The following is a 26,653-nucleotide window of genomic DNA, read 5'->3' on the forward strand; positions in this document are numbered from 1 at the left end:
TCAAATACGATACATACTTTTGATTACATAGTTTGTTTTGTATAATTTATGTTAATAGTCTGTGTGAGGTGAAATAATTTGCAATCCTTTGAAAAATGGGTACAGCATACTCGCCGTGAGTTTCACAGGAATCCAGAACTAAGTTTTCATGAATACGAAACACAGTCCCGGATAATGTCAATTCTGGAAGAGCTTGGAATTGATTACAGAAAGATTGCTGATACAGGTGTGCTTGCAGAGGTCCGCGGCAAGGGTCTTGGTCCATGTATAGTCATCCGTTCGGACATTGACGCACTTGCAGCACATGAGTCTCTTACTAAGTTAAATGAAGACTATATATCGCAGAATCCCGGAGTAATGCATGCGTGTGGTCATGACGGACATATGGCTATTGTCCTGGGTGTTGCCAGACTCATTAAAGAGAACTGTGACAATATTTCCGGAACTGTTAGGTTCATCTTCCAGCCTGCTGAGGAAATCCCTCCGGGTGGTGCAGTGAGGGTCATAGAAGAAGGTGGCCTTGAAGGGGTAGATGCGGTCATTGGTCTTCATATATTTGGAGATGTTGATGTAGGTGACATTCACATACGTGCAGGTCCTTTCATGGCAAGTTCCAACCGCTTCACTGTGAATCTATTCGGAAAAGGTGGGCACCATTCAACACCTGATCTATGCATAGATCCGATACAGATCGCTTCAGAATTCATATCTTCACTGAATCCTTCGATATCTCAGAAGTTATCTCCTTTGGATTATGTACTTGGGTTTGGTACTATCCATAGTGGCAACCAATTCAACAGGTCACCTGATGAACTTGAACTTGTAGGTAGTTTCAGGACATTCGATGATGGGGATACTGATGTCATAGAACAAACGATGTCTTATATTCTTGATTCCTTAATGGTTTCCTATTCACGAGAAGACTTTGATGGAGTTCCTTCTTATGAACTTGAAGTTTATCGTGGTTATCCTGTACTTTTCAATGATCCTCTTTTTACAGAAGCAGCTTCAAAATTATTAAAAATGAAGTTCCCCATTGTTAACACTCATGTAAATGCGATATTTGGTGCAGAGGATTTTGCTTATTACCTGAAGAAAGTCCCGGGTATGTATGCCATAATAGGCACAAGAAATATGGAAAAAGGAATTGTGGAAGGGAATCATTCGGCCAGTTTTGATATAGATGAGGATGTATTGATCACTGGAGTTGAGTTGCTATCTTCAATAGCACTCGATTTTTTGAAAAATTCCGGAGCATATCTGGAATGAACATAATCTCATTTTCATCAGACCTTTCTTCAAAAACAAAAGCATTTGTTCTTGACGTACTCTCTGAAGAGGGATTTGAATATGATGCACTAAAAGATATTGACCTTGACGATATAGAAGGCAATTACATCTGCAAAGGTGGTGCTTTTTTCATATCTTTACACAATGGCGAGGTGGTCGGAACATCTGCTGTCAGGAACCTGGGTTCTGATACTTGTGAAATAAAGAGATTCTATGTAAAGAAGGAATGTCGTGGAAAAGGACTTGGTCTGGATTTATTCATGGTTGCAATGGATTTTGCAAAACGGAATTATTCCTATGTAAAATTGAAAACCGATTCTTCTCTTGAGCGGGCTATATCGATCTATCTAAGGCACGGTTTTATTGTAGTAAAAGAAGAAAATGGGATTGTGTATTTTGAAAAGTCCCTGTGATTGCAATTATCCGTGATATTCAGACATCTTTAAGCATTGCGACTTCATCACAATTGGGGAATTTGGGACATTTTATACATCCACTCCATATTTTGTGTGGGAGCAGTTGTTTGTCTATCGTCTTAAATCCCTGTTTTTCAAAAAAAGGAACTGCATAGGTCAATGTAAATACACTGTTGATACCAAGTGCTTTCGCTTCTTCAAGGCTGGTACTAACCAATTTTGTACCAATTCCCTGGTCTCTGTATTCTGATCTGACTGCAAAGGACATTACTTCCGCCATGTCTTCCCAGCTTACCTGAAGGGCGCAGCAACCTATTATTTCATTATCTATTTCACAAACGCAGAAACTACGGGTGAATTCATACAGTTCACTCAATGAACGGGGAAGCATCATTTCCTGTTTTGCATAAATATCTATGATGCTCTTAATGCCAGGTATATCATTGACAGTAGCCTTTCTTATTATCAATTGTCAATCTCCGGTAATTATTAAAAAGAGAAATAACGAGCGTGAAGGGATTTGAACCCCCGGCTTGCAGCTTAGGAGGCTGCCGCCATATCCTGACTAGGCCACACGCTCATGTTGTGCTACTCACGTAATAACATCCAATATCTTAAAGTTATTGGTGAAATACATTTCCGATCTATATATTTCTACAACATGTGAGGAATGTATTTTTAAGATTCCATTCCTGCGTCCAGTAAATTCATAAACTTCTTGTTCTTCTCGATGTCTGTATCAATTCCAAGCATTTCCGCAGGGAATCCCAACGCAAGTCCGAGCAGTTGCGTATAGTGCAGCACAGGGATTTCGTACTCAATTTCCATTTGCTCTTTGATATCAGATTGTCCTTCATCAAGTTGCATATGGCAGAACGGACACGAGTTGACTATGCAATCAACTTCTGCTTCTTTTATCCTGGAAAGTTTGGCTTCTGTCATCTTCAGTGACCTGTCTTTCATTGAGGAACGCACTCCACCTCCTGCTCCGCAGCATGCCATCTTATCCGGGTATTCGACACTTGTTGCACCAAGTGCAGTGACCAGCTCGTCAAAGAATGTTGGTCTTTCAAAATTACCCAGTCCTCTGTCCTTTGTGGGTTTGATGAGGTGGCATCCATAGTGTACTGCGACCCGGATGTCCAGTTGTCTTTCAACATAAGAAGCAATCTTTTCAGGTCCGTATTCTTCATACAGGAATTCTATAATGTGCCGGACGTCAATGTTGCCTTTTACTTCCTTTCCGATTTTTTCCAGATGCTCGTTAACCTTTTCTTTTGCAGAGTCATCTTCTTTTATACTGTGGTTTGCATCTGCAAGAGTACTGAAGCATCCGTTGCAGATGGTGAGCATGTCTCTTTCCATTTGTTCTGACAGTACTATATTGCGGCTTGCAAGCGTCAGCCATGTTGTTCTGTCAAATGATCGGAACACCCCGGGAGCCGGACAGCAGGATGCACCGGGCAGATCTGTACAGTCAATGTCAAGCTTTGCAAGACATAGTTTTGTTGCCAGTTCGATTCCTGGGTAGCGGTTGGGTACAAGACATCCTAAAAAGAGTGATAGTCCTTTCATGTTTTATCTTCCGTTACTCCACTTTCAGTATGTTCTATGAGTTTTCCAAAACCACAGGATGCAAGCAGTGACTTCACTTCTTCAAGCCCGTCCACGTACTTGTGTACGGTCTCGGGAAGCTCTTCCAGTCCGAGATTCACCCTTTTTTTCCTGTTCTTTTCATTAATGGGTACTGCATGTCCATATTCGAGCAACATTTCGCAGACCGCCCTATGTTCGGGATGTATGAATCCCTGATGCACGGAAATAGCCCTGATGTCCAGTAGTATATCTACAATATTTATATTCCTTGGACATCTTTCCTGGCAATTGTAACATGTGGTGCACATCCAGAGTTCTTCACTGCTGAGAATGTCGGTCGTCTTGCCTGCAATCCTTACAAGTTTCCTTATATTCAGGGTTGTATGTCTTCCAGAGGGGCAGCTGGCACTGCAGACTCCACATTGCATGCATTTGGATGCATCAATGGATGTATTTTTCAGTTCATCCAAAATTCCAGTTTCAACCTCTTTTATGTCTTTCATATCCCATCTCGCTTATCTTAAAATCAATATTTTTGCAAGAATAATAAACCTTCCGTAAGTATCCCTGTAAGGTTGCGGCAACCTCAGACATAGACATCCTTTTTCCTTTGTTTTAACTTTTTGCAGAGAATGGAATTTTGATATGAAACTGGTTTTGTACTATCTCTAAAAATGTTGATTTATTTTTCAGAATCCTGTTTTTTGTTATTTTGTATCATTTTAGAGGCAAGTTTTAATTATTGTAAGGTTTTGTTTTTATTTAGTAAGTGGTCAGTTTTATTCTTCCAATTATGCAAAGATATATATAGGTGGGGATAGGTAATGGGTTACTTACACCCCTTAGTGAATAGAGAGGAGTAGTCAAAATGGTAAATGGAAATCCAGTAACGAAGGAAGACGTGTTACAGGCTGTAACCGAGAACGATGTTAAATTTATAAGAACCCAATTCACCGATACCCTCGGTATGATCAAAAGCTGGGCAATCCCTGCAGAAGATCTTGAAGGTGCATTTGAGAACGGTGTAATGTTCGATGGTTCATCAATAGAAGGATTTACAAGGATCGAAGAATCCGATATGGTCCTTATGCCAGATCCAACCACCTTTAGATTGCTCCCATGGAGACCAAAGGAAGGTGCAGTTGCCCGTATCATTGGCGATGTATACAGACCAAACGGAAAGCCTTTCGAGGGTGATCCAAGATATGTACTGAAGCAGGCTGTTGCAAAAGCAGAGGAAATGGGTTTCACAATGAACACCGGTCCTGAACTTGAGTTCTTCCTCTTTGAACTCGATGAGAAAGGTCACCCAACAACAAACCTCACAGACAAGGGGGGATACTTCGACTTTGCTCCTCTTGACAAGGCACAGGATGTAAGAAGAGCTATTGATTTCGCTCTTGAGGACATGGGCTTTAAAATTGAAGCATCTCACCACGAGGTAGCTCCATCACAGCACGAGATCAATTTCAGATTTGGTGATGTACTGAACACATGTGACAACATTGTGACATTCAAGTATGTCGTAAAATCCATTGCATATCATATGGGATACTATGCAACCTTCATGCCAAAACCACTCTATGGCGTGAATGGTTCAGGTATGCACTCCAACCAGTCCCTCATGAAGGACGGAAAGAATGCATTCTACGATCCAGAAACACCTGACCAGCTCTCAACAACTGCAAAGCAGTACATTGCCGGTCTGTTGAAGCACGTCCGTGACTTTGCTGCAATTACAAATTCAACTGTAAACTCATATAAGAGACTCGTTCCAGGGTATGAGGCACCTATCTACTGCACATGGTCTGCATCAAACCGCAGTTCCCTTATCAGGATTCCATCATCAAGGGGTATTGGTACAAGGGTAGAACTGAGAAGTCCTGACCCTGCATGTAATCCATACCTTGCATTTGCAGCAATGCTTCTTGCAGGTCTTGATGGTATAAAGAACGAACTTGAAGCACCAGCATCAACCGATGTCAACATCTTCAAGCTCACAGAAGAGGATAGAAAGGTAAGAGGTATTGATTCATTACCAGCAGACCTTAAAGAGGCAATTGACTGCATGTCTGGCAGTTCATTTGTCAAAGAAGCAATGGGCGAACATGTGTTCGAAAACTATCTCACAGCAGTAAATGCTCAGTGGGATGACTACAAGGCTCAGGTTAGCCAGTGGGAAATCGACACCTACCTTAGCATACTGTAAGGGAATTTCCCCTTACTTTCACTTAATATTTCAAGATCATAATTTACAATTTATCTTAAGTCAGCAGCGTTTCTTGTTGTTGCTAAAACGTGAATAGAAGTTGTTCACACAACCCCGGGCTTTCCCTTTATGGATTTTTGCATGGTTAAATTCATATCCGGTGAATGCTCTTTAATAGCCCTTATATTAAATACTCATAGTGATCAACATGTGTGGAATTATAGGCGTAATCGATCGGACTATGTCCAGAATGGACGGCTCCAGTATAAAGGAAGCACTTAGTCTGATGGATGAAAGAGGAAGTGGAGAAGGCGCAGGATACGTAGCTTATGGTATATACCCTGACTATGCGGATTGCTACGCCATCCACGTATTTTTTGATAATTTGTTAGAACCAAAAACCGAGGTGGACTGTATACTGCAAAAATGGGGCAGGATAGTCCATCAGGAAGAGATCCCTACATATGAACAACCGGGTCTCAAAAAGGAACACATCCCATGGAGATATTTCTTCAAACCTTATACTGATCTGATGGTGGGTACTACAAACCCCGACGACGATAATGTCAAGCATCTTGTGATGACTGTCAATTCAACCGTTGAAGGTGCTTTGATCTTTTCATCAGGAATTAATCTGGGAGTTTTCAAAGCTTCCGGATGGCCTGAAGATGTAGCCAACTTCTACAGGATAGAAGACTACAAAGGTTACATCTGGCTGGCACACAACCGTTATCCTACCAATACTTCCGGATGGTGGGGAGGGGCTCATCCCTTCAACCTGCTTGACTGGTCAGTTGTTCACAATGGTGAGATAACTTCTTACGGTACTAACCGTCGTTATGTGGAAAGCAATGGCTATGATTGTACAATGTCCACTGATACGGAAGTTGTGGCTTATCTCTTTGATCTTCTTGGAAGAAGGCACGGACTTCCGTCCGAAACAGTTGTTACGGCACTTGCTCCGCCTTTCTGGGATGTTATTGACGAGATGCCGGAAAAGAAGGAAGAATTCCTGCGTACATTGCGACTTACATACGGACCCGCATTGATGAACGGTCCCTTTGCTATCGTTGTTGCTACAAAGGATGGAATCGTGGGTTTCACTGACAGGATTAAGCTTCGTCCTCTTGTTGTAGGAGAGAACGGATCCCGTCTTTACATATCAAGCGAAGAAGCTGCTATACGCACAATGGACCCGGAAGTAGAGACAATATACATGCCAAGAGCAGGCGAGCCAGTCATTGGGAGGGTTACAGAATGAGCCTTGGAAGTGTTCCCCTAAAGTACAAGATAAGTATTGACCGCGACCAGTGCATGAAATGTATGCGTTGCGTTGATAACTGTTCTTATGGTGTTTACAGGATAGAGGATGACAAGATCCTCATAGATTCCCGTAAGTGTACTGCATGCCACCGTTGTATCTCCATGTGTCCAAGAGATGCTATCAATCTCCAGGAAAAGCCTGTGGACTACCGCAGTCATCCTCTGTGGACCGCAGAAGCACGTGAAGACGTGATCAATCAGGCACGTACAGGAAAGATAATCCTGGCTGGAATGGGCAATGCACGCGATTACCCTATTATCTTTGACAGGCTGGTACTGGATGCTTGCCAGGTCACAAATCCAAGTATCGATCCTCTAAGAGAGCCAATGGAGCTGAGGACGTATATCGGTAAGAAGCCTGCAAAACTTGAATTTACAAAGAACAATGGTGATGTGGAGCTCAAAACAAAGCTTGCTCCAAACCTTAAACTCGATACTCCTATAATGATAGGTCACATGAGTTACGGTGCCATCAGCCTGAATGCACAGCTCAGTCTTGCAAAGGCAGTGGCAAAGACCGGAACTTTCATGGGTACTGGTGAAGGAGGAATGCATGAGTCCATCTATCCATACCAGAATCATACCATCGTCCAGATAGCATCAGGACGTTTCGGTGTTGACATCAATTATCTGGAGCGTGGTGCAGCGATTGAGATTAAGGTTGGACAGGGTGCAAAACCTGGTATTGGTGGTCACCTTCCCGGAGAGAAAGTATGCTCTGATGTTTCCTGTACCCGTATGATACCATTGGGTTCAGATGCAATTAGCCCGGCTCCTCATCATGATATTTATAGTATAGAAGATCTTGCTCAGCTTGTACGCAGTCTCAAAGAGGCTACTAACTGGGAAAAGCCGGTTTTCGTAAAGATAGCTGCAGTACATAACGTGGCAGCAATTGCAGCAGGAATCGCAAGATCTGATGCAGATGCCGTAGTAGTTGATGGTTTCAAAGGCGGTACAGGTGCAGCACCAAAGGTATTCAGGGACAATGTCGGTATTCCTATTGAAGCTGCTATTGCTGCAGTGGATGAGAAACTGAATGAGCAGGGAATAAGGAATAAAGTTTCATTGATCGCAAGTGGTGGTATCCGCAATAGTGCTGATATTACGAAGTCTATAGCACTCGGTGCTGATGCAGTTTACATTGGAACGGCCTCACTCATAGCACTAGGATGTCGTGTATGTGGGAACTGCTATCGTGGACTCTGTCCATGGGGTATCGCAACTCAAAAGCAGGAATTGGTTGACCGTATAGACCCTGAGATCGGTTCAGAAAATGTTGCAAACCTTATCAATGCCTGGACACTTGAAATAAGTGAACTCATGGGTGCTGCAGGTCTTAACAGCATTGAGAGTCTTCGTGGAAACCGCGAGCGTCTACGTGGTTACATGCTTGACCAGGGTCTGCTTGACGTACTCAAAATAGAATCTGTAGGGGCCTGATTGAAGTGGAACCTTTAGTAATAGATGTAAAGGGTATGCATTACACTCCATTGAATAAAATTATCCGTGAAGCAGTAGCTTCCGGAATAAAGGAAATCGTCCTCAATAATGTTCTTGGACAGCGTTTCATCGGGAATGGAGTAAGGGGCGACGCAAAGATTACCATAAATGGCGTTCCCGGTGGAGACCTTGGGATGTTCATGAGTGGTCCTGAATGTGAGATTTTCGGTAACGCAGAACATGCTCCTGGAAATACAATGGATTACGGGTCATTGATAATTCACGGAAGTGCCGGAGATGCAGTAGCACACAGCATGCGTGGCGGTAAGGTCTTCGTAAAAGGCAACATCGGTTACCGTGGTGGCATTCACATGAAGGAGTATGAGGGTAAACGTCCCATCCTTGTAGTAGGTGGTACATCCCACGCATTCCTCGGAGAATACATGGCCGGTGGTCTCATCCTTGTTCTTGGAATTGGACAGGAACCAACTATACAGGACCGTGGAATTGGCAGTGGAATACACGGCGGAGAGATCGTTATAAGGGGCGATGTCAATGAAAAGTTGCTTGGTGTCGGAGCCAAGAAAGTTGAATTTAATGAAGACGACCTGGCAAGATTAACTCCTGTGATAAAAGATTTCTGTGAACGGTTTGACATAGATTCGTCCCAGTTCCTGGATACGAACTATTCGAGAATAATTCCTGCAAGCAGCAGACCATTTGCAGGTAAATACACATGGGAGTGATTATAATGGCAGGTAAAAATTATCTAGATCTTAAGGCAGAAATCTGGGATACAGGTAAATGCGCAGCATGTGGTGCCTGTGTAGCTGTATGCCCGGCAGATGCTATTTACTTTGAAATTGGCAGTGATTCCACTCATCCTCTCAACAGTGGCTACTGTAAGGATGTCGATGACGGAGTTCCATGTGGTGCATGCTATGAAGTGTGTCCCAGAATTGACAAACCATCATCTGAGGTTCTTGGTGAATACATAGACATCGTGTCTGCAAAAGCAGATGTCGATATTCCAAGAAAACAAAGCGGTGGAGCTGTAACAGCAATACTTACTAATGCCCTTGAACAGGGAATGATCGATGCAATAGTTACTGTTGTTGAAGATCCCTGGACACTAAGGCCTTCATCCTCTGTAATTACATCATCAGAAGTGCTTGTTCACCATGCAGGAAGCCGTTACAACTGGTGGGTTCCTCTGGTAGCTTCTCTTAAAGAAGCGGTCATCGCTCGTAAGTACACTAACATAGCAGTTGTTGGTGTTCCATGTGTCATGCAGGCTGTAAGTAAGATGAGAAGCAGTGAAATGGATCTTTTACGTCCATTCAGGAAAAACATTCGTCTTGAAATGGGACTTTTCTGCACGGAAACTTTCGACTACGAAAAACTTGTACAGGACAAACTTATTGCAGAGCGCCAGATAGATCCTCTGGACATCATACACTTTGATGTAAAGGGCAAGCTTGAGATCACACTGAAGGACGGAAGCATGACGGTCATCTCACTGAAAGATGTTGAGGATTGTGTGCGTCCCGGATGCCATATATGCACAGATCTCACAGCACTGGCTGCTGACATATCAGCAGGTTCCATTGGCAGTGCCAAAGGTTACACAACCCTGATAATACGCAATCCGGTTGGCAAGCAATTTGTTGACAATGCAGTAAGAAAGGGTAAACTTTCACTTGCAAATGATGTAAATCTGGAATTGGTTGAAAAGCTCTCTGCAAAGAAGCTTGAACGAATGCCAGAGGAGTAACTAAAAACAGAAAAATATCACGTTTATGGACACGGTGCCTACCACTTCCTCTATTCTTCCTAACCATGCAATAGGCACTCGTGTCCTGTCTTTTTTCAACCAATGCGATCAAAATCTTTGAGGATGAAATATCCTGCAAAGCTTCACGCAATGATAGTAATTTTTCAGGAAAAGACAATGTTATCGAGAATCTTATCGTATATTATTGTTTTGGATAATGTGATCCTATATTTTCTTCTTGTAATATATTGTATCTATTCCTTTTCCCCTGTCATTGAGAATGACTGAATATGCACAATATCCAATATTTTCATAGAATTTCATCGCAGCTGGATTACTTGACCAGGTGCAAAGATATATCTTTTTGATACCCTGTTTCGTCAGAATCTCTTCCAGTCTCAGGCAGAGAGCTTTGCTAATTCCATAGTTTCTGTGGTCTGGATGTGTTGCAAGAAAATTGATGTAAGCACTGTCGTTACCTTTCCAGTTCCTTGTGCAACCCAGCATCCCTACAAATCCGTTAAGAGTGTCATATGGATCTCTTTCTTCTAATCTGGCAACAAGGAAATTTGCTTCAGGCGTGTCCAGATTTCCATCTACTCTTTCAGGAATACCACCTCCCCTTTTACTCAGGGGAGGGTAAAAATCATTATCTACAAGTTCAATGAACCTTTTGACCTGCAGATAATCCGCTTTTCTTGATTCCTTAATAGAATATGCCCGATTCATGCTTCAGATAGTATTCAGGTAACGCTGTACTTCCCAGTCGTGGACCTGTGTTCTGTATGCATCCCATTCTGCTCTTGCAATTCTCAGTATATTATTGTGGACGTGTTCTCCAAGAGCGTCTTTAAGGACTTCATCATTTTCAAGATGATTGACACTTTCATTAATGGTTGATGGCAGTGTTTCAATTCCTCTCTCGGCAAGTTCCTTTACTGTAAGGTCAAAGACATTGTTTTCCATCATTCTTCCCGGGTCCATCTGATTCTTTATCCCGTCCAGGCCGGCAGCAAGGATAGCTGCAAACGTCAGGTATGGGTTACATGATGGGTCCGGACTTCTGAGCTCTACCCTTGTGCTCTTTCCTCTGGCAGAAGGTATGCGTATGAGTGAGCTTCGGTTTGCACCTGACCATGTGATATATACAGGTGCCTCATATCCGGGGATGAGTCTCTTGTATGAGTTTACAAGTGGGTTTGCAATGCAGGTTATGGCTTTGACGTGTTTCAGGACACCTGCGATGAAATATTTTGAGGCGTCACTGATCTCCATTTCACCTTTAGGGTCATAAAATGCATTTTCGTCTCCCTTGGATAGTGAAAGATTCACATGCATACCTGATCCATTCTCAACAGCAATGGGCTTTGGCATGAAAGTTGCATGCAGTCCGTGCAGTTTTGCAATGGTTCTTGTAACATACTTGAATGTCATTACATTGTCAGCTGTTGTCAGTGCATTACCGTATTTAAAATCTATTTCATGCTGTCCAAAAGCGACCTCGTGATGTGATGCCTCTATATCGAAGTTAAGTTCAGTGAGGGTCAGGACTATATCTCTTCTGATATCCTCGCCAATGTCAGTAGGTGCAAACTCAAAATATCTTCCATAATCATGGGGTATTGTAGTTGCCTTTCCTTCTTTCTTTTCGAAAAGGAAAAACTCAAGTTCAGGGCCTACATTCAGGGTATATCCCATATCTCCAGCTTCTTTCATGACCTTTTTAAGGACATAACGAGGGTCAGCTTCGAACTCTTCTCCGTTTGGCAGGTGAATATCGCATATAATTCTTGCAACCACACCTTTATCCTTGTTCCATGGAAGGATAGCAAAGGTCTTGATATCCGGTTTTAGCACCATGTCCGATTCATCGATCCTTACAAAACCTTCTATAGATGATCCATCAAAGGATATTCCTATGGTCAAAGCCTTTTCGATCTGCGTCACAGGGATCTCAACATCCTTAACTACTCCCTGAATATCCGTAAACTGCAAACGTATGAACTTTACGTTGTTCGTCTCGATGGCTTTGATAACGTCTTCCTTATTTTCAATTATCATTAAATCGCCTGCTATTCTTCCTCTATATTCTGCACATGCAATGCAAAATTATTTCTGGTTATCTAACTCCATGCAATTATAGATTGCCATGAAAGTGACATTTAAAGTTCAAAAATAATAAGATAAATAAAAAAAAGTAAGAAAGCAGGTGCAAAATTCAAACGAATTTCAGACTGATATCCTTCATTTCATTCCTTGCTGCAACATTGATCAACAAAGGTGTTAGGGATTCGATCATTCCTGCAGTTTCAAGTGGTCCAATGTCAAGAGGTCTCATGTTGGATATATCCCTTACAAGATCGAATACTATATTTTTTGAATGCATGGAATTTCCGCAAACACCGATGTCATAGTCAAGTTCCATCTCAAGGTTTGCCAGTTTCTTTGCAGGTACAGTATGGAATGCAGCTACAAGTTCTGTATTATCGGGTAGCATCATTTGTATTTCCTGGGCAGCGCTTCCAGCTTCAGGCATTGAAAAACAGAAGTATTCTGTATTGAAATCATCACTATTTATTGGAACTGTCAGGTGTTCAGCACCGGAATCTATGTAGCACATGTTCTTTTCCATTGGAACGACTACACTGACAATTATCTTGTTCTCTATGACCGGGTGTATCAGTTCCATTACAGGCTTAAGCTGATTGTATCTGATGGCAACGACGATTATCTCTGCATTTTCGGCAGCTGTTTTGTTATCAGTACCTGTTATGTGTGCAGTGTGGCCGAACTTGCCAAGTACTTCATTATATTCTGCAGCGACTGCTTCGGCTTTTTCTATTTCCCTGGAGCCTATGATTATTTCGTGTTTCTGGCCCCAACGAAGCGCAAAGCCCTTGCCTATTTTGCCTGTGCCTCCAAGTATTGCGATCTTCATGAAGTTTCTCCTGCTTTGGTCGGAAATGTAATCATATTTTATTATTTGTTAACGTTTTTAGTATCCTCATAAAGGGATTATTTGACTGTGTTAATCATTGTCATGGTATATATATTAATTCCTCATTTACTATAATCACCGACAGTATTTATCTGCTACTAATGCCGACAGTAAAAATAAGCAAAAAAAGAGTGACCTGATATTGGATAATCCATTGTTCCATTCAGGTAAATATAGGGGGATAATGCAAGAATAAATAGCTTAAAAGAATCCTTTGATCATATTGATAAGACTGCTTAGCAACCCGGTGCTTTCTTTTGATACTCCTTCGTTGCTGACTTCATCAGTTGGGGCATTACCATTATCTGTTTTATCTATTGTTTTTTCCTCACCCATACTTCCATTTCCTGGGAAGTCACCCTCGAAAGATTCTGTATTCGCAGTGTCTCTCTCTGGTCTTTCACCATCCATGGCGACCTGACCTTCTCTTTCCATCGGGTTGTTTTGCATCAATGTCTCACGCAGTTCTTCAGGTGCTTCTTCAATTGAGCTCCTGAGTTCATTCATAATCTCCACAATTGCCGCTTGATCATCAGTAGTCTCAAGTTCCGTTTTCAGTGATTCCATCTGCTCGAGCAGACTAGCAACAGAATCCAGAAGTTCTTCATCGTCACTCTCTGACTGGAGGCTGGTAAGTGAATCAATGTTACTATCTATCATTTCCATATTCATTTCTTTCATCTGTTCAGCATTTATCTCTGGCATTCCCATGCTTTCCTCATCTTGCATGGCATATACTCCTGGTATTGAAGTGCTGAAGAGTATCATCATTAAAGCAAATGTAATCGTGATCTTTCTCATCATAATAAAACTCCTTATAAGTTGGTAAATTAAATTTTTGTGAGATAGGAGATGTCCTATCTCATAGTTGGTGGTACTAATTATTTCACGGTCGATCGATTTGGTCCTATTCTGCGGTTACTTTTTCCTTAAAACCAGGGTTCATAGGTCCGTATTCTCTTCCGTGTCCACATGCTTGTGGATTGTTATCTCTTGCTTCTTCCATTATCTCCTTTAGTTCATCCAGTGTTGTTGCACTTTCGATGTCTTCCAGGAGTGCTTCCATTTCAGTTATGTGCTCTTCAATTGACTCTTCAGTGATGTTTTCATTGTCTATTTCATCAATGTTTTCGAGCATTTCGTTCAATCTTTCAATTCTATCGTTGATTGATTCTGTCTGCTTCTCTACATGGAATTCTATCTCTTCTTCTTCGGTTTCAAACTCCATTTCTTCGATTTGTGTTTTTTCACCCATCATTCCATGCTTTTCCATCATCATGGTTTTTCTTGCTTCTTCCATGGTCTCTTTGAGTTCGTCCAGTGTTGTTGCACTTTCGATGTCTTCAAGAAGTGCTTCCAGTTCAGCGATTTGCTCTTCAATTGATTCCTCAGTGATGTCCTCGTTATCTATCTCATCAATGTTTTCGAGCATTTCGTTCAATCTTTCAATTCTGTTATTGATCGATTCTGTCTGCTTTTCTACATGGAATTCCAATTCTTCTTCTTCAGTATCAAAGACGAGTGCTTCCATGGGTTCCTCTTCATTCATCTCAGGATTTCCACGTGGTGAGTGCATCATCTTATGATCTTTCAATTCTTTTGTTTCTTCAGCGGTTCCTGTTTCATCAGCAAAGGCGCCTGGTGCCATAGCACTAAACACCATAAGTACTAATGAAAGACAGGCAATTGCTTTTATGAATCTGTGTTTCATTTTTTTCCTCCTTTATTATGTCTGTCAGATTCAGTGCCGGATAATTAGCAGTGCTTTTCTGACATTCCCATGATTAGCAGACTTGAATATAAGTATACTTAGCGAAAAAACGTGTAATTAGGCCTTTAAATTCAAAAATAAAGCTTTAATAAAGGTTTAGGGTCATGCACAAACTTTAAAAAACTCTAATGAACAATTATGCTTCTTCAGAATTATTCCATGCCATGAAATTCTCAGGTATTTGTGAATCAAGGTTCAATTCCAATTCTATTATGGCATTATTCTTACATATTCATAATTATACAGTTAAATCAGCAAAAAACTCTTATGGTGAGCAATTTGCCTGTTTATACCAAAAATATGTTATTATTTAACAATCCATGCTGTGAAAAAGCTTCATAAAGAGTAAGATACTAATAAATTACTTTGTTTTTTTCAAAACATATCTTCCAGCTAAAGTATGTTTATATTTAAATCTTTCTTTTTTGTGTAATATGAGAAAAACGTTAAGATTTATTGCAATCTGTTTATTCATATTGATAAATAGAATTATATGGAAGCGTTTGAGTAAGGTGTAATATCCAATGAAAAAGCTGCCACTTACAATGATAATATTCCTTATATCTATCGTATTGATATCTGGTTTTATTGAATCAGAACGTTTCTCTGATATTCGTGAGGATCACCGTGGTTTATCGTCCTCACATCCTGCTTTTATCAACGAAGAACTCTTAGATGAAAGATTTCTTATCGAGTCTGATAATCGCAAACCTCCAAGAGATGAAGGTATTATTTTTGCAGATAATATTAAAAAATCAGATGGAATGGTAGAACGTCTCGAGGGTGCAATTCTTGATTTGAAAGAAAAAGGGAATGATGTTCGGGAACTTGAACAAATGGTTGAGAATTACTCTTTTCTAGTGTCCGAGGCAAAAAACAATCTTTCAAAGGCTGATGCTTCTTCCTCACTTTTAGATAAGCAAACATATCTCGCTTTGTCAAAAGATAATATAATTCTTGCAAATTCGGAGCTAAAGGACATTTTCGATAAGATGCAAACATATTTTCCCAAACCTGTCAGTATAGCCGGGAATGATAGTCTGACTGCTCAGGGAAGTGGTATCATCATTTTGTCAGGTGACCTTAACATTGAACTTAGTCTGTATATGGGTAAGTTTTCAGTAGTTGATTTTGCAGGAGACCTGAATATTGATACAGAAGGCATGTACAGCCCTGAAATAATCACAGAGAAAGTAATTCCATCCAATGATTCCAAATTTCCACAAACGATGCTTTCCTATAGGGATATAGAAGGCAATGTAAATCTGTCCGGTTCAGTGCTTACTGTGGTTATTATGGGTGATAATGCAAGTCTTTTTGTAAAAGGAAATGGAGAAGCTGAATTATACGGTAACGGAACCTATTATCTTAGCAATGGAAACGTGGAGCGGGAAGGTACCTGGTCCTCCTCGATATTTGATATTGACTAAAACAATACTGTTAACGTCTTAATGTGGTATGAGGAGTTATTTCAAAATAAATCGTAACTATTCAGCCTGGCACGATTTGCCTATTGGTACTGATTTCATCGAAATAGAGATGTCTGCTCACTAACAATCTAACAATCAAAAAAGCAATCAATAGCAACAATCAAAATAAATGATCCTAATGAAATTTACGTTTCAACTTTTTGTCAAGATTGTTATTGATAGCGTTTTTATCAGGCTGAATAGTTACAATAAATCAATCTATATATGCTGTTTTTTCCGGTTAGAAAGTTATATTTGTTCCTGATACTTATTAGATTCTGTTTTGGTATTTATTATCTGAATCAAAGGTCTTATAAAGGTTTATTATCTGTTTTTGATGTGTATTCTTTCTTTTCCAGTAAGTATCCTTTTATTTAAGAATGCTAATGGGGGAATTGTCTGTCAGTAATAATATAATGGCAGACACCACCCCTACTTGGTGGCACCTTATCCCCCCAACCCCCTAATTACATCCAACCAAGGTGCCACCATCGTACCACCAACCCTTCTCGTTTAAGGGATGCCTGCAATAAGTGCATCTCTTGATCGATACAGGTGATCAAATTAAGTATTTTCATATGGACTCATTCTACTTTTAAGCGGTTGGCAATTTAAGCGTATTCAATTTGCAAGTAGTAATCATTAAGTTCATTACCTGCAACAAGAGCATGCATTTAAATATATGTGGAATATATTAAATGAAAGTAGTGCTTAAGATGCTTTGATCTCTGTTTACTGTCCTTGAATAGGATCTGGTAATTTGTTGCTTGTATTCCCAAAGGTGTGATCATCAATGAAAAAGATGCCTCTGATAATATTGATATTCCTCATGCTGCTAGTTGTTATTTCAGGCATGGTGAATTTTGGTGATGTGCAACAATATCCTGATGAAAGACATGAACGGTATTCTCAATTGTTTCCTCCTCCTTTTGATATAAAAGAGCCACAAAAAGGAGAAATGGTCCTTATCTACATGTTTCCGTATTCTTTTAATGCGGATGAAAAAAGTATACTCGAAGACAATATTGAGAAGGCAGAGGCGATGGTGGAACGTCTTGATATTGTAATCATACGTCTGAATGAGAAAGGTAATGATGTTCAGGATCTCGACCAGATGGTGGATGAGTATGATGTTCTTGTGTCTGAGTCCAGGGGTTATCTTGTACAGGCTGAAACCTCCTCCGTAAATTCAGATAAAGAGAAATATATAAAATTATCAAAGGAGAGTATCGTTCGTGCAAATTCAGAACTTAAACACATATTCGACAAGATAAAAACATATCTTCCTGGTCCCGTGATATTATCTGGTAATAGTAGTCTGGTAGCTGAAGGTAGCGGTGTTGTAATATTGTCCGGTGACCTTGATACAAGTTTCTTCTTGTCCGAAGGTAAGTTCTCAGTAGTTGATTTTGCAGGAGATATATCAATTGATATGGAAAAAGACTACAAGCAGGAAGTTCTCCAAGAAAAGGACGGAACACCTGATCACAATAAACCATATATTATGATTTCATATGTAGAGGTAGAAGGGAATACATCCTTGTCTGGTTCTGATTTTTCCGTTGCGATAATGGCTGATAGAATGAGTCTTCTTGTAATTGGTACAGGTGAAGTCGAGCTGATTGGCAACGGAACCTATTATTTTGATGATGGTACATCCAGTAGAATAGGAACTGTCTGGGCAAAACCAATATTTGAGAGTGACTGACATAAAAACCAGGTTGTATGACATGAGAGTATTATCCTGCATAGTTTGTATTGCCATGATTTTGCTGTTATCAGGCGTTACTGCAGCTTCAAGTATTGCAACTGTACATGGTGTGGCTTATGAATGGAGCACATTCGAACCTCTTGACAATGCAATAATAGAGGTAAATTCAACTCCTTCGCAGTCGATGGTGGCTAAGTATGGTGTTTACTCCTTTGAATTACCAAACGGTAGTTATCACATCACTGCAAGTTATTACGAAGATGATCAACTTACCTACTCTGCTGAAGATACGATCGTAGTTTCAGACGAGGGGAGTTATGTTTTAGATCTTCTGCTTTTGCCATCATATTCCAGCACTGGTGAGGAAACTGTAAGTAGTGCAGAAACGACATTACGAAACAATTCTATTCTTATTGGGGCTATATTTGTTGTAGTTATTCTTATGTTTATTCTGGTAGTCCAGATCAAACGGAAACCACAAAAGTCTCTTCCATCAAAGAAAGTAAAAATTGAAGAATTTTTACATGTATCGCCAGTGCTTATAGAAACAGCAACTGATAAAAGTGTAGAAGAAGAGCAGGAAGTGGTGCCGGAAGAAGACACTTCCACAACAGCAAGTGAAACAATTGATGAAGTTGTGAATATCCCCTTAGCAGAATCAAAAAAAGAACCTTTTCCCATTCATTCTGATGAACCGGTGCCTGCCGATCTTCAGGAAATCCTTGACATACTCAAGTCCCAGGGTGGCAGGATGACCCAGAAAGATATGCGTAAGCGTTTGAAATATTCAGAAGGCAAGGTCAGTCTCATGCTCCTTGACCTTGAAAAGAGGGGAAAGATACAGAAGTTCAAGAAAGGGCGTGGAAATGTACTTTTCCTGGTAGAATCTGAAGAGTAATTGTCTCTCTGCAAATTACAATATGATTTTTTCATGGTACAGATATTCTATATCAAAATGTCATTATTTAATCTTTTATGTGTTATTATGTATATTACCCGTTCGAATCAATATCAAAATTCTTAATAATTCTTAATAAGCTTTTTATTGTTTTATATGTTCTATAATTTCTATTGTAATCTCTATAAAGCTTTATTTTTTAAATATTGTTCTTTTTTTGCCTTTTTGAAGTAAGTATGCTTTTATTCAAAACTGGTTAATTGATGATTGCCTACCGATTAAAAATCCTGGTGGGTACCACCAAAACTAGGTGCCACCAAACCCCCAACCACATCTGGTCCGGTGTCACCGACATACCAACAACCAACCATCCCTTCGTTTAAGGGATGTCTGCCCCTATCCGGCAGATGTCTCTTATCCGAAATTGGAGGATGAATGAAGAACAATAATAATACACAGCAAAAATTCAATGGATGGAACGCTGATCGTTCAAGCCAGAATTGGACAAATGTTTCTGAACATGTCATTTCCTCTCTGTACAGGAAACTGGATATTGGGCAAATTGATCGTTTGCTGCAAATATCTCCGATAAGGGAAGATTGATTAATATATTCTCTGTGTATTAGTTGCACAGGTATATGTATTAAATACTAATTATATATTTTATATTTAAATTAAAGTGCCACGCATTGAGGTAAATTATGGACGGGAATTTTACGAATGTGAAAAACAAGTCTTCAGACGATTATATTGAGACTGCTAAGAATCTCATTGATAGAGCTAATTTGGAAAACAGGTTTTATGGTGATTATACTGAGACTGTTAAGAATGTCATCGATGAAACGAATGTGGTAAACAAGTCTTCAGGCAACAATCCCGATACTCTCATGCGTCTTACTGATGTGTGGAAGATATACAAGATGGGAGAGGTAGAATTTGCAGCATTGAAGAGTGTCGATCTGGAGATCCTGCATGGCGAGTTTGTTGTCATACTGGGACCCAGTGGAAGCGGGAAAAGTACAATGATGAATCTTCTGGGATGTCTGGATATTCCAAGTAAGGGAACTGTAGAGCTAAATAATAAGGATATTTCAAAAATGCCAGAATCCGAGCTTGCCCAGATAAGAGGGCAGCTCATCGGTTTCATTTTCCAGCAATTTAATTTGATACCAACGTTAAACACAATCGAAAATGTAATGCTTCCTCTTGACTTCCAGGAAGCAGATTCTGATTTTTCATGGAAGAGAGCTGAAGAACTTCTTGAGATAGTTACTCTTTCTGATAAAAAGTACAATCTCCCCTCCCAATTATCAGGTGGCCAGAGACAAAGAGTTGCGATTGCAAGGTCACTGGCAGTTGATCCCAAAGTAATCCTTGCAGATGAACCAACCGGAAATCTGGACAGCGAAACAGGAAATTATATTCTTGAATTTTTAAGCAACCTTCACAAAAACGAAGGCAAGACGATTATAATGATAACTCACGATCCGGAACTTACAAAATATGCAGATCGTGTGGTCCATATCAAAGATGGAATGGTGGACAGTATAGAAATAAAAAACAGTGAAGCTATGTGATGAATATGAAAAAAATATTATTATTGATGTTAATACTGATATTGTCAATTACCAGTGCTTCGGCAGCTATTAGTGCCGGTGTATCGGGAATAGAGGCAGATCTAATGACTCAGAGTCCAAACCCTGCAAGACCCGGTGAAACAGTAGAACTCACTTTCAGTATCCAGAACGTAGGAAATAATGATCTTACAGGTATAGTAGTTGAGATAGAGCCGGAATATCCTTTTTCTCAGGTATCCGGAGAGTCCTTAACTAAAACAATATCATTCCTTGAAGCCCGTCAGGATGAGGAAGATGCAACTCTTGTTAAATTCAAATTAAAGGTTGATGCAGATGTTGCAGAGGATATCTATGAAATAGACGTAGTTGTCAGTGACAGTGATACAGATTCAAGTGTCTCTACAACAGTTGATGTGGATATACAGGGAAAGGAATACGCACAGGTTGTCACAATAAGTGAGTCCAATATTGATGTTGCAACTGTGGAACCCATAGAATTCGTAATCACAAATACTGGAAGTTCTCCACTCAAGAACATGGCTGTTTCATGGGACGAAACAACAGGTATTATCTTGCCTGTATATTCATCTAATACCAAGTACATAAGCTATCTTGATGTAGGTGAATCAGCAACAGTAGCATACTCTGTAATGGCAGATGTAAATGCAGATCCGGGATTATATCAGCTTGATATCACCCTTGAGTTTGAGGATTATGACTCAAATACCAATACCATCGAAACCAAGGCAGGTCTGTTTGTGGGAGGTACCACTGACTTCGATCTGAGTTACTCTGAGAGCGATGAAGGTGAAGTATCTTTATCACTTGCAAACGTGGGTAACAATGAAGCTTACTCTGTCAAGGTTTCAATACCGGAACAGGATAATTTCCAGGCTACAGGAAGTACATCCACAATCGTCGGTAACCTTGAGAAGGGAGATTATACTATCACTTCATTCTCCATATCACAGGTTGGTTCGATGACTTCCACAGATGAGGATTCATCCGGTACCGCCCAGGCACGTCCTGACCTTTCAGAGATGACAGATGAGCAGATAGTAGCAAAGCAAGAACAGATGGAATCAAAGAATGAGCTTCTGGTTCTAATTGAGTATACAGATTCAGCAGGTCAGAGGAACTCAGTTGAGAAAACGGTTCAGATAGAAGAACTGACCGGCGGAACCATGGCAGCAGGCATGGGCCCGGGGCAAAGACAATCAAGCAGTAACAATTACTACCTGTACGGCGCTGCCCTCCTTGTAATCGTGGCTGTAGGATTCAATTACAGGAAAAAAAAGATGCAAAAGGAAGGTACTTATAAGCCTCTGAGTGTTGAACTTAAAAATCTCAAAGGTAGTATCTTGAAGAAGGAAAAGAAATGAGGCGAAGTACCTATCTAAAGCTTGCTATGAACATTCTGATCCACAGTAAGATCAGAAGCTGGCTCACTATAATAGGTATTGTTATTGGTGTTGGTTCAGTTGTCACTATTATGGCACTCAGTGACAGTATGACCGCAGATATGGAGGACAGATTTGCTGATATGGACCTAACCTCAATAACGGTCACTCCGGGATATACCAAGGCTCAGTCAGGTTTCGGTCCTGGTAGGGGAGGTGATTCCTCTTCTTCTTCATCTGACGCAGAGCTGACAGATAAGGATATTATGGCCATAAAACTGGTTGAAAATATCGATTACATCTATGGGCAGATATCTGACAGTGGTATGGAAGTGTATTTCATGGGTGAGGCTGCCGATCTTTCTGTGAAAGGCGTTGATCCGCAGGTCTGGCAGTACACTGTGACGTATAATCTTGAATCCGGCAGACTGCTGGATGCCACTGACAACAATGCTGTGGTCATAGGTTACAGGATAGCCCATGAAATGTTCGATGATGAAGTAGGTCTAAATCGTGTACTTACTATCGAAGGTAAATCTTTCAGGGTTGTAGGTATACTGGAGGATGGTGAAAGTGATAGTTCTATCATCATGCCAATAGATGCAGCAGTTGATATAATTGATGATGCAGAGCGTGATGTCTTTGACTCTATAGTAGTAAAGGCAGATGATGTTGATAATGTAGAGACAGTAGTTGATGCTGTCGAAGAGAAACTTATGATATCCAGACACATCGTCAATGATGATGACAGGGATTTCACGGTATCTGACTCATTGTCACAGGCAGAATCTGCCAGTGAGATGATGGATTCAATGACATTGTTCCTGGGAGCTATAGCAGGTGTATCACTTGTTGTGGGTTCGGTGGGAATTGCAAACACCATGTTCACATCTGTGCTGGAAAAGACCAAGGAGATCGGTACTATGAAAGCCATAGGAGCTAAGAATCGGGATATTCTCATGATATTCCTCGTGAACTCTGCACTTGTGGGCTTTGTAGGAGGTGTGCTTGGCATATTGTTGAGTCTTGTGCTGACGTCTCTTATGCCATATCTTGGCATCTCCATAATGCGTTCATCCATGGGTTCGACCATTGCTCCTGACCTCATGTTAATGGGCATATCCATAGCTGTTGGCATAGGTATCCTTTCGGGTGTGATTCCAGCCTATAATGCGTCGAAGATGAAACCTGTGGATGCACTGAGATACGAGTGAAGTTCCTCTCCACAAAAGAGGATATTGGTTTGGTCTATGTGAGGCTACAACGCTTCATATAGCCAAATTTCATCATAAAATCAGAATTTATTATGGTTTCAGATAAAATTAAATGAAATGAAGTAACATACAGGTAGTATATCATACAGAAATAATGTGATAAAATAGGGCGAAATACTATGGAAAAATCGATACTTTCTATTTTTCTAGTAATGATATTGATGTTTTCGGCCTATACTGTGTCTGATGAGAACGATGATGCAACTACATCTTCTTCTTCTGTTTCTTTTGAAGAAAATGTTTCAGATAATATAAGGTCTGAAGTTCAGAAAATAACCTTTATGAGTAGTTGTCAGTTCCCAGGATTCAACATGCTTCAACTTCTTGGATCTGACTCAAATTCGATGGGTGAGTCAAAAAACATACAAAGTATGCAGAATAGTTCACAAGACCCTAAAAATATTGATTCTTCAACCATTCCTTCTCAAAATATCCGCATAGCTCCGGTTCCATGGATGCTGCCAGAGATGGTTGACAAAGAGGAACTCAGCTCTTTCCTTCAGGCTAATACTCCTGAAACGAGAGGTGTTTCACAGGTCCAGGAATATGTAACTCCATATGCTGATGCTGTTCAAGATTATCTTGGGGATGAGAACCTTGATGATGCAGAGGATATATACGAGGCTGCAGTTTCATGGATATGGGTGTCTGACACTATATTGAATGGACAGCAGGATGCATGGTTGCCTCCTGCAGAGTTTCTGGAAGATACTCCATATTTCGATTCGAATCCCATGCCAGGCGAGATTGTCAGTGACTGTTCAGAACAGGCCAATACTCTGGCATCTTTGCTTATAGGCTCTGGTAAGTATGATGAAAGCACTGTGAGGGTTGCCATAGGTGAAAGGGAGTTCAGTACCAGTACCGGTGGCCATGCATGGGTGGAGGTCTATGAGGATGGGGGATGGTTTCCAGTAGATGCTGTTGTGGGTCCATACTATGATGATGATACTTCAGAAATAGTGTATCCTGATAATTATGAAGATATCGACTTCTATTATTATCTGGATGAAAACTATTCTGCGATAGAGGTATGGTACTATTACAACAATGAATACTTCATTGATGTAGATTCAGGAACGGTAGATGCACCAGACAACTGGAATTCCATTCCTTCCAGTTATTCTTGATTTTTACTGTTGATGTCCTTTTAGTTTCAACGTTACACAATAGTGTTGTTGTTACTTACAATCAAAAGTAGACAATACCTCGTCTTGATATGTTTATTATTGTTTCACGACAACTATTTATATTTTTGAATCCCTGATATTTATGGGAGATACGCATGTCGGAAAAATCCTGGTTTTTTGCACTTAATGATAGTGATTTGAATGAGGGCAATATGGAGTTTGTCAGGGTAAAAGGAACACCTTTGCTTCTTATAAGGAAAAATGGAGTTATCTATTCACTTTTCGGTAAGTGTAAACATATGGGATGTCGTCTTTCTAAAGGAACTTTCAGCGATGAGTTTATTCTGAAGTGCCCGTGCCATGGCTGGGAATATGACATAAGGTCTGGCAAATATCTTGGAGACAAGGACGAAGCTCTTGAATTCTACGAGAACAAGGTAGAAGATGGAGAAATACTTGTCCTTCTTTGAACTGTTCGTTACATAAGGAGGTCTGAAATGACTTCGTGGGTAATAGTCGCAAATGATGTTGAAGTGAAAGAAGGTGAAATGAAACCCATGGATGTTGGGGACAAACAATTACTCCTTATCCGTAAAGGTGGGGAAGTGTTTGCTCTTGAGAACCGATGTCCACATATGAACTGTCATCTTGAGGGTGGTACCCTGCAGGACTATTCCCTAAAATGTCCGTGTCACAGTTGGATATTTGATATTCGCACCGGGGCATACGTAGCATCCGATAAGATAAAAGTGAACGTGTACGATACACAGGTGAAGGATGGCAAGATAGCCGTTCTAACATGATATGCAACAGGAATGTATCTATGAATCAGGAAAGTAAATGGATATTTGCAATAAAGGAAGATGAACTTGCTGATGATGAAAAAAAGGCATTATTACTTGAAGATGATAAAGTGCTCCTTATCAGAAAAGATGGTCTGTTTTTTGCAATATCCAATAAGTGTCCTCATATGGAATGTCCACTGTCAAAAGGTACTCTGGAACAGTATATATTAAAATGTCCCTGCCATGACTGGAGATTTGATATTCGAAGTGGTGAGTTCCTTGATGCAAAAGAGATCAGGGTATCTGTCTATGAAACAAAGCTCATGGATGGCGGTGTTTTTGTAAATATGGGAGGTGCAAGCAAGTGAAGAAAGTAGTTATGTACACACTCAGTACCTGCCCCTGGTGTATGAGGGCAAAGAAATTCTTCAGGGAACAGGATATTCCCTTTGAGTATATTGATTATGACAAGGCAGATGACGATACAAAAAAGGCTATCAAGGATGATTGTCTTGCCCATGGTTCTGAAATGTCTTTTCCATTTGTGAAGGTCGATGAGGATGTCGTAGTGGGATACAATCCGGCCAAGTACTCAAAATTACTCAAGTTGTGATCAAAGATGGATAACGAAAAGCGTAAGGAGAAACTCAGGGCAATGTTCTCAAAGGTTGTAGATCCTCTGGGATACAAAATCAGTCCTGACACTGAACTGGTTGATTTCTTACTTGAGCAGGAAGTTAACATCGAAAAAGAAAAAGGCAGTCCTTTTTGTCCCTGTCAGGGTCTTACAGGTGAAAGAGAGCATGATATGAAGCTCGTCTGTCCATGTATACCTTTTCACAGGGAACACTATGATGCGATGAAGCGCTGCTGGTGTGGTCTTTATGTACACAAGGATATTGAAGACCCGGACAGTCTTATGCAGATATCTCTGCAAGAGTTCCTTGAATCAAAAAAATAGGAGTTGTTCTAATGGGTGTGGAGAAAAATAGCGTAATTGAAAATATAAAGACACGAAGGAGTATCAGTGAATATACTGATAAGGAGGTAAGTGACGAAGACATCAAGAAGATAATTGATGCCGGTGTTCATGCACCTTCCGGTTTCGACAGCCAGCCATGGTTCTTTGTTGTGATTAAGAATCGTGAAATGATGATGAGAATGTCAGATCATTGTAAACCGCGCCTTCTTACTCAATTAGGCGAGGCTACAAATGATGCAGCTATAGCGTTCAAGAAAGAACTTGCAAAAGAAGATTTTAACATCTTCTACGATGCTCCTGTCCTTGTAATTGTTCTTGGAAACAATGCAGGTTTCACTACGGATTACGATTGTTCTCTGTGTGCTGAGAACATGATGCTTGCAGCTCATTCTATGGGCATTGGTAGTTGTTGGATAGGAACCGGGTGTTTCATTCAGGATAATCTTGAATTACTCGAAGAACTGGGGATTACACCTGATTACAGAGTAATTGCACCAATCGTATTTGGTTATCCTCTAGCAGAACCTGGAGAGATCCCTAAAAAAGAACCTGAAATTGTGTGGGTGAACTAAGTATTTTATCTTTTAATTAACCTTTTCATTCATTT

At 40.4% G+C, this 26,653-nt stretch carries 29 protein-coding genes and 1 tRNA gene; 21 read left to right on the forward strand and 9 right to left on the reverse strand.

What is annotated here, in order from left to right; translation table 11 throughout:
• The first annotated feature begins 78 nt into the window (after positions 1-78).
• Together WN948_RS09900 and WN948_RS09905 are read left to right on the forward strand one after the other, a co-directional pair.
• Positions 79-1,269: an amidohydrolase gene (locus WN948_RS09900; protein WP_342304037.1), complete on the forward strand. Its 1,191-nt coding sequence runs from the start codon at positions 79-81 to the stop codon at positions 1,267-1,269.
• Positions 1,266-1,703 (forward strand): GNAT family N-acetyltransferase, encoded by a 438-nt coding sequence (locus WN948_RS09905; protein WP_342304038.1) that lies wholly within the window; start codon positions 1,266-1,268, stop codon positions 1,701-1,703. Before WN948_RS09900 ends, WN948_RS09905 begins: the two co-directional genes overlap by 4 nt.
• Positions 1,704-1,722: 19 nt before the next feature.
• Here the strand turns inward: WN948_RS09905 and WN948_RS09910 are convergent, their stop codons facing one another.
• From WN948_RS09910 to hdrC, 4 genes are all read right to left on the reverse strand, one after another.
• A complete protein-coding gene (locus WN948_RS09910; RefSeq protein WP_342304039.1) occupies positions 1,723-2,175 on the reverse strand; it encodes an N-acetyltransferase in 453 nt (150 codons plus the stop codon).
• 36 nt (positions 2,176-2,211) lie between these two features.
• Positions 2,212-2,286: transfer RNA gene (locus tag WN948_RS09915), tRNA-Arg, on the reverse strand.
• Between the two features lie 98 nt (positions 2,287-2,384).
• Positions 2,385-3,281, reverse strand: a complete 897-nt coding sequence (gene hdrB / locus WN948_RS09920; RefSeq protein ID WP_342304040.1) for a CoB--CoM heterodisulfide reductase subunit B — start codon at positions 3,279-3,281, stop codon at positions 2,385-2,387.
• Complete coding sequence (gene hdrC / locus WN948_RS09925; protein WP_342304041.1) at positions 3,278-3,805, reverse strand: CoB--CoM heterodisulfide reductase subunit C; 528 nt, start codon at positions 3,803-3,805, stop codon at positions 3,278-3,280. The genes hdrB and hdrC overlap by 4 nt, the downstream gene beginning before the upstream one ends.
• 365 nt (positions 3,806-4,170) lie before the next feature.
• Here hdrC and glnA (WN948_RS09930) point away from each other — a divergent pair, with 365 nt between their 5' ends.
• The 5 genes from glnA (WN948_RS09930) (at position 4,171) to WN948_RS09950 (ending at position 10,051) form a co-directional block, all read left to right on the forward strand.
• Positions 4,171-5,511 carry a type I glutamate--ammonia ligase gene (glnA, locus tag WN948_RS09930; protein WP_342304042.1) on the forward strand — a complete coding sequence of 447 codons (1,341 nt, stop codon included), beginning with the start codon at positions 4,171-4,173 and terminating at the stop codon, positions 5,509-5,511.
• Between the two features lie 208 nt (positions 5,512-5,719).
• Entirely contained in the window at positions 5,720-6,772 is a 1,053-nt protein-coding gene (locus WN948_RS09935) for a glutamine amidotransferase family protein (RefSeq protein ID WP_342304043.1), read from the forward strand.
• Positions 6,769-8,277, forward strand: a complete 1,509-nt coding sequence (locus WN948_RS09940; protein ID WP_342304044.1) for a glutamate synthase-related protein — start codon at positions 6,769-6,771, stop codon at positions 8,275-8,277. Before WN948_RS09935 ends, WN948_RS09940 begins: the two co-directional genes overlap by 4 nt.
• 5 nt (positions 8,278-8,282) lie before the next feature.
• Positions 8,283-9,023, forward strand: a complete 741-nt coding sequence (locus WN948_RS09945) for a hypothetical protein (protein WP_342304046.1) — start codon at positions 8,283-8,285, stop codon at positions 9,021-9,023.
• Positions 9,024-9,028: 5 nt separating this feature from the next.
• The gene (locus tag WN948_RS09950) at positions 9,029-10,051 is read left to right on the forward strand and encodes a Coenzyme F420 hydrogenase/dehydrogenase, beta subunit C-terminal domain (RefSeq protein ID WP_342304047.1); all 1,023 of its coding nucleotides are present in this window, start codon (positions 9,029-9,031) and stop codon (positions 10,049-10,051) included.
• Positions 10,052-10,276: 225 nt separating this feature from the next.
• Here the strand turns inward: WN948_RS09950 and WN948_RS09955 are convergent, their stop codons facing one another.
• From WN948_RS09955 to WN948_RS09975, 5 genes are all read right to left on the reverse strand, one after another.
• Positions 10,277-10,780 carry a GNAT family N-acetyltransferase gene (locus tag WN948_RS09955; RefSeq protein WP_342304048.1) on the reverse strand — a complete coding sequence of 168 codons (504 nt, stop codon included), beginning with the start codon at positions 10,778-10,780 and terminating at the stop codon, positions 10,277-10,279.
• Positions 10,781-10,783: 3 nt separating this feature from the next.
• Positions 10,784-12,112, reverse strand: coding sequence for a type I glutamate--ammonia ligase (gene glnA, locus WN948_RS09960; protein WP_342304049.1), 1,329 nt, complete (start codon positions 12,110-12,112; stop codon positions 10,784-10,786).
• A gap of 157 nt (positions 12,113-12,269) precedes the next feature.
• A complete protein-coding gene (locus WN948_RS09965) occupies positions 12,270-12,989 on the reverse strand; it encodes an NAD(P)-binding domain-containing protein (protein ID WP_342304050.1) in 720 nt (239 codons plus the stop codon).
• A gap of 261 nt (positions 12,990-13,250) precedes the next feature.
• Positions 13,251-13,853, reverse strand: a complete 603-nt coding sequence (locus tag WN948_RS09970; RefSeq protein WP_342304051.1) for a hypothetical protein — start codon at positions 13,851-13,853, stop codon at positions 13,251-13,253.
• 103 nt (positions 13,854-13,956) lie between these two features.
• Positions 13,957-14,760 (reverse strand): hypothetical protein, encoded by an 804-nt coding sequence (locus WN948_RS09975; RefSeq protein ID WP_342304052.1) that lies wholly within the window; start codon positions 14,758-14,760, stop codon positions 13,957-13,959.
• 584 nt (positions 14,761-15,344) lie between these two features.
• Here WN948_RS09975 and WN948_RS09980 point away from each other — a divergent pair.
• The 14 genes from WN948_RS09980 (at position 15,345) to WN948_RS10045 (ending at position 26,618) form a co-directional block, all read left to right on the forward strand.
• Positions 15,345-16,250, forward strand: a complete 906-nt coding sequence (locus WN948_RS09980; protein WP_342304053.1) for a hypothetical protein — start codon at positions 15,345-15,347, stop codon at positions 16,248-16,250.
• A gap of 832 nt (positions 16,251-17,082) precedes the next feature.
• The gene (locus WN948_RS09985) at positions 17,083-17,997 is read left to right on the forward strand and encodes a hypothetical protein (protein WP_342304054.1); all 915 of its coding nucleotides are present in this window, start codon (positions 17,083-17,085) and stop codon (positions 17,995-17,997) included.
• A 22-nt stretch (positions 17,998-18,019) separates the two neighbouring features.
• Positions 18,020-18,898 carry a hypothetical protein gene (locus WN948_RS09990; RefSeq protein WP_342304055.1) on the forward strand — a complete coding sequence of 293 codons (879 nt, stop codon included), beginning with the start codon at positions 18,020-18,022 and terminating at the stop codon, positions 18,896-18,898.
• Between the two features lie 435 nt (positions 18,899-19,333).
• Positions 19,334-19,501 carry a hypothetical protein gene (locus WN948_RS09995; RefSeq protein ID WP_342304056.1) on the forward strand — a complete coding sequence of 56 codons (168 nt, stop codon included), beginning with the start codon at positions 19,334-19,336 and terminating at the stop codon, positions 19,499-19,501.
• 284 nt (positions 19,502-19,785) lie between these two features.
• Positions 19,786-20,475 (forward strand): ABC transporter ATP-binding protein, encoded by a 690-nt coding sequence (locus WN948_RS10000; protein ID WP_342306453.1) that lies wholly within the window; start codon positions 19,786-19,788, stop codon positions 20,473-20,475.
• Between the two features lie 5 nt (positions 20,476-20,480).
• Positions 20,481-21,857, forward strand: a complete 1,377-nt coding sequence (locus WN948_RS10005; RefSeq protein WP_342304057.1) for a COG1361 S-layer family protein — start codon at positions 20,481-20,483, stop codon at positions 21,855-21,857.
• Entirely contained in the window at positions 21,854-23,089 is a 1,236-nt protein-coding gene (locus WN948_RS10010) for an ABC transporter permease (RefSeq protein WP_342304058.1), read from the forward strand. Before WN948_RS10005 ends, WN948_RS10010 begins: the two co-directional genes overlap by 4 nt.
• Positions 23,090-23,268: 179 nt before the next feature.
• The gene (locus tag WN948_RS10015) at positions 23,269-24,279 is read left to right on the forward strand and encodes a transglutaminase-like domain-containing protein (protein ID WP_342304059.1); all 1,011 of its coding nucleotides are present in this window, start codon (positions 23,269-23,271) and stop codon (positions 24,277-24,279) included.
• Between the two features lie 155 nt (positions 24,280-24,434).
• The gene (locus WN948_RS10020) at positions 24,435-24,749 is read left to right on the forward strand and encodes a Rieske (2Fe-2S) protein (RefSeq protein WP_342304060.1); all 315 of its coding nucleotides are present in this window, start codon (positions 24,435-24,437) and stop codon (positions 24,747-24,749) included.
• Positions 24,750-24,776: 27 nt separating this feature from the next.
• Positions 24,777-25,082, forward strand: a complete 306-nt coding sequence (locus tag WN948_RS10025; RefSeq protein WP_342304061.1) for a Rieske (2Fe-2S) protein — start codon at positions 24,777-24,779, stop codon at positions 25,080-25,082.
• Positions 25,083-25,102: 20 nt separating this feature from the next.
• On the forward strand, positions 25,103-25,432 hold the full coding sequence (locus WN948_RS10030) for a Rieske (2Fe-2S) protein (protein ID WP_342304062.1): 330 nt from the start codon (positions 25,103-25,105) through the stop codon (positions 25,430-25,432).
• On the forward strand, positions 25,429-25,677 hold the full coding sequence (locus WN948_RS10035; protein ID WP_342304063.1) for a glutaredoxin family protein: 249 nt from the start codon (positions 25,429-25,431) through the stop codon (positions 25,675-25,677). Before WN948_RS10030 ends, WN948_RS10035 begins: the two co-directional genes overlap by 4 nt.
• 6 nt (positions 25,678-25,683) lie before the next feature.
• Positions 25,684-26,025, forward strand: a complete 342-nt coding sequence (locus WN948_RS10040) for a ferredoxin-thioredoxin reductase catalytic domain-containing protein (RefSeq protein ID WP_342304064.1) — start codon at positions 25,684-25,686, stop codon at positions 26,023-26,025.
• Positions 26,026-26,036: 11 nt separating this feature from the next.
• Complete coding sequence (locus WN948_RS10045) at positions 26,037-26,618, forward strand: nitroreductase (protein ID WP_342304065.1); 582 nt, start codon at positions 26,037-26,039, stop codon at positions 26,616-26,618.
• Positions 26,619-26,653: the final 35 nt, after the last annotated feature.

Source organism: Methanolobus sp. ZRKC5 (genome assembly GCF_038446525.1).
Classification (GTDB): Archaea; Halobacteriota; Methanosarcinia; order Methanosarcinales; family Methanosarcinaceae; genus Methanolobus.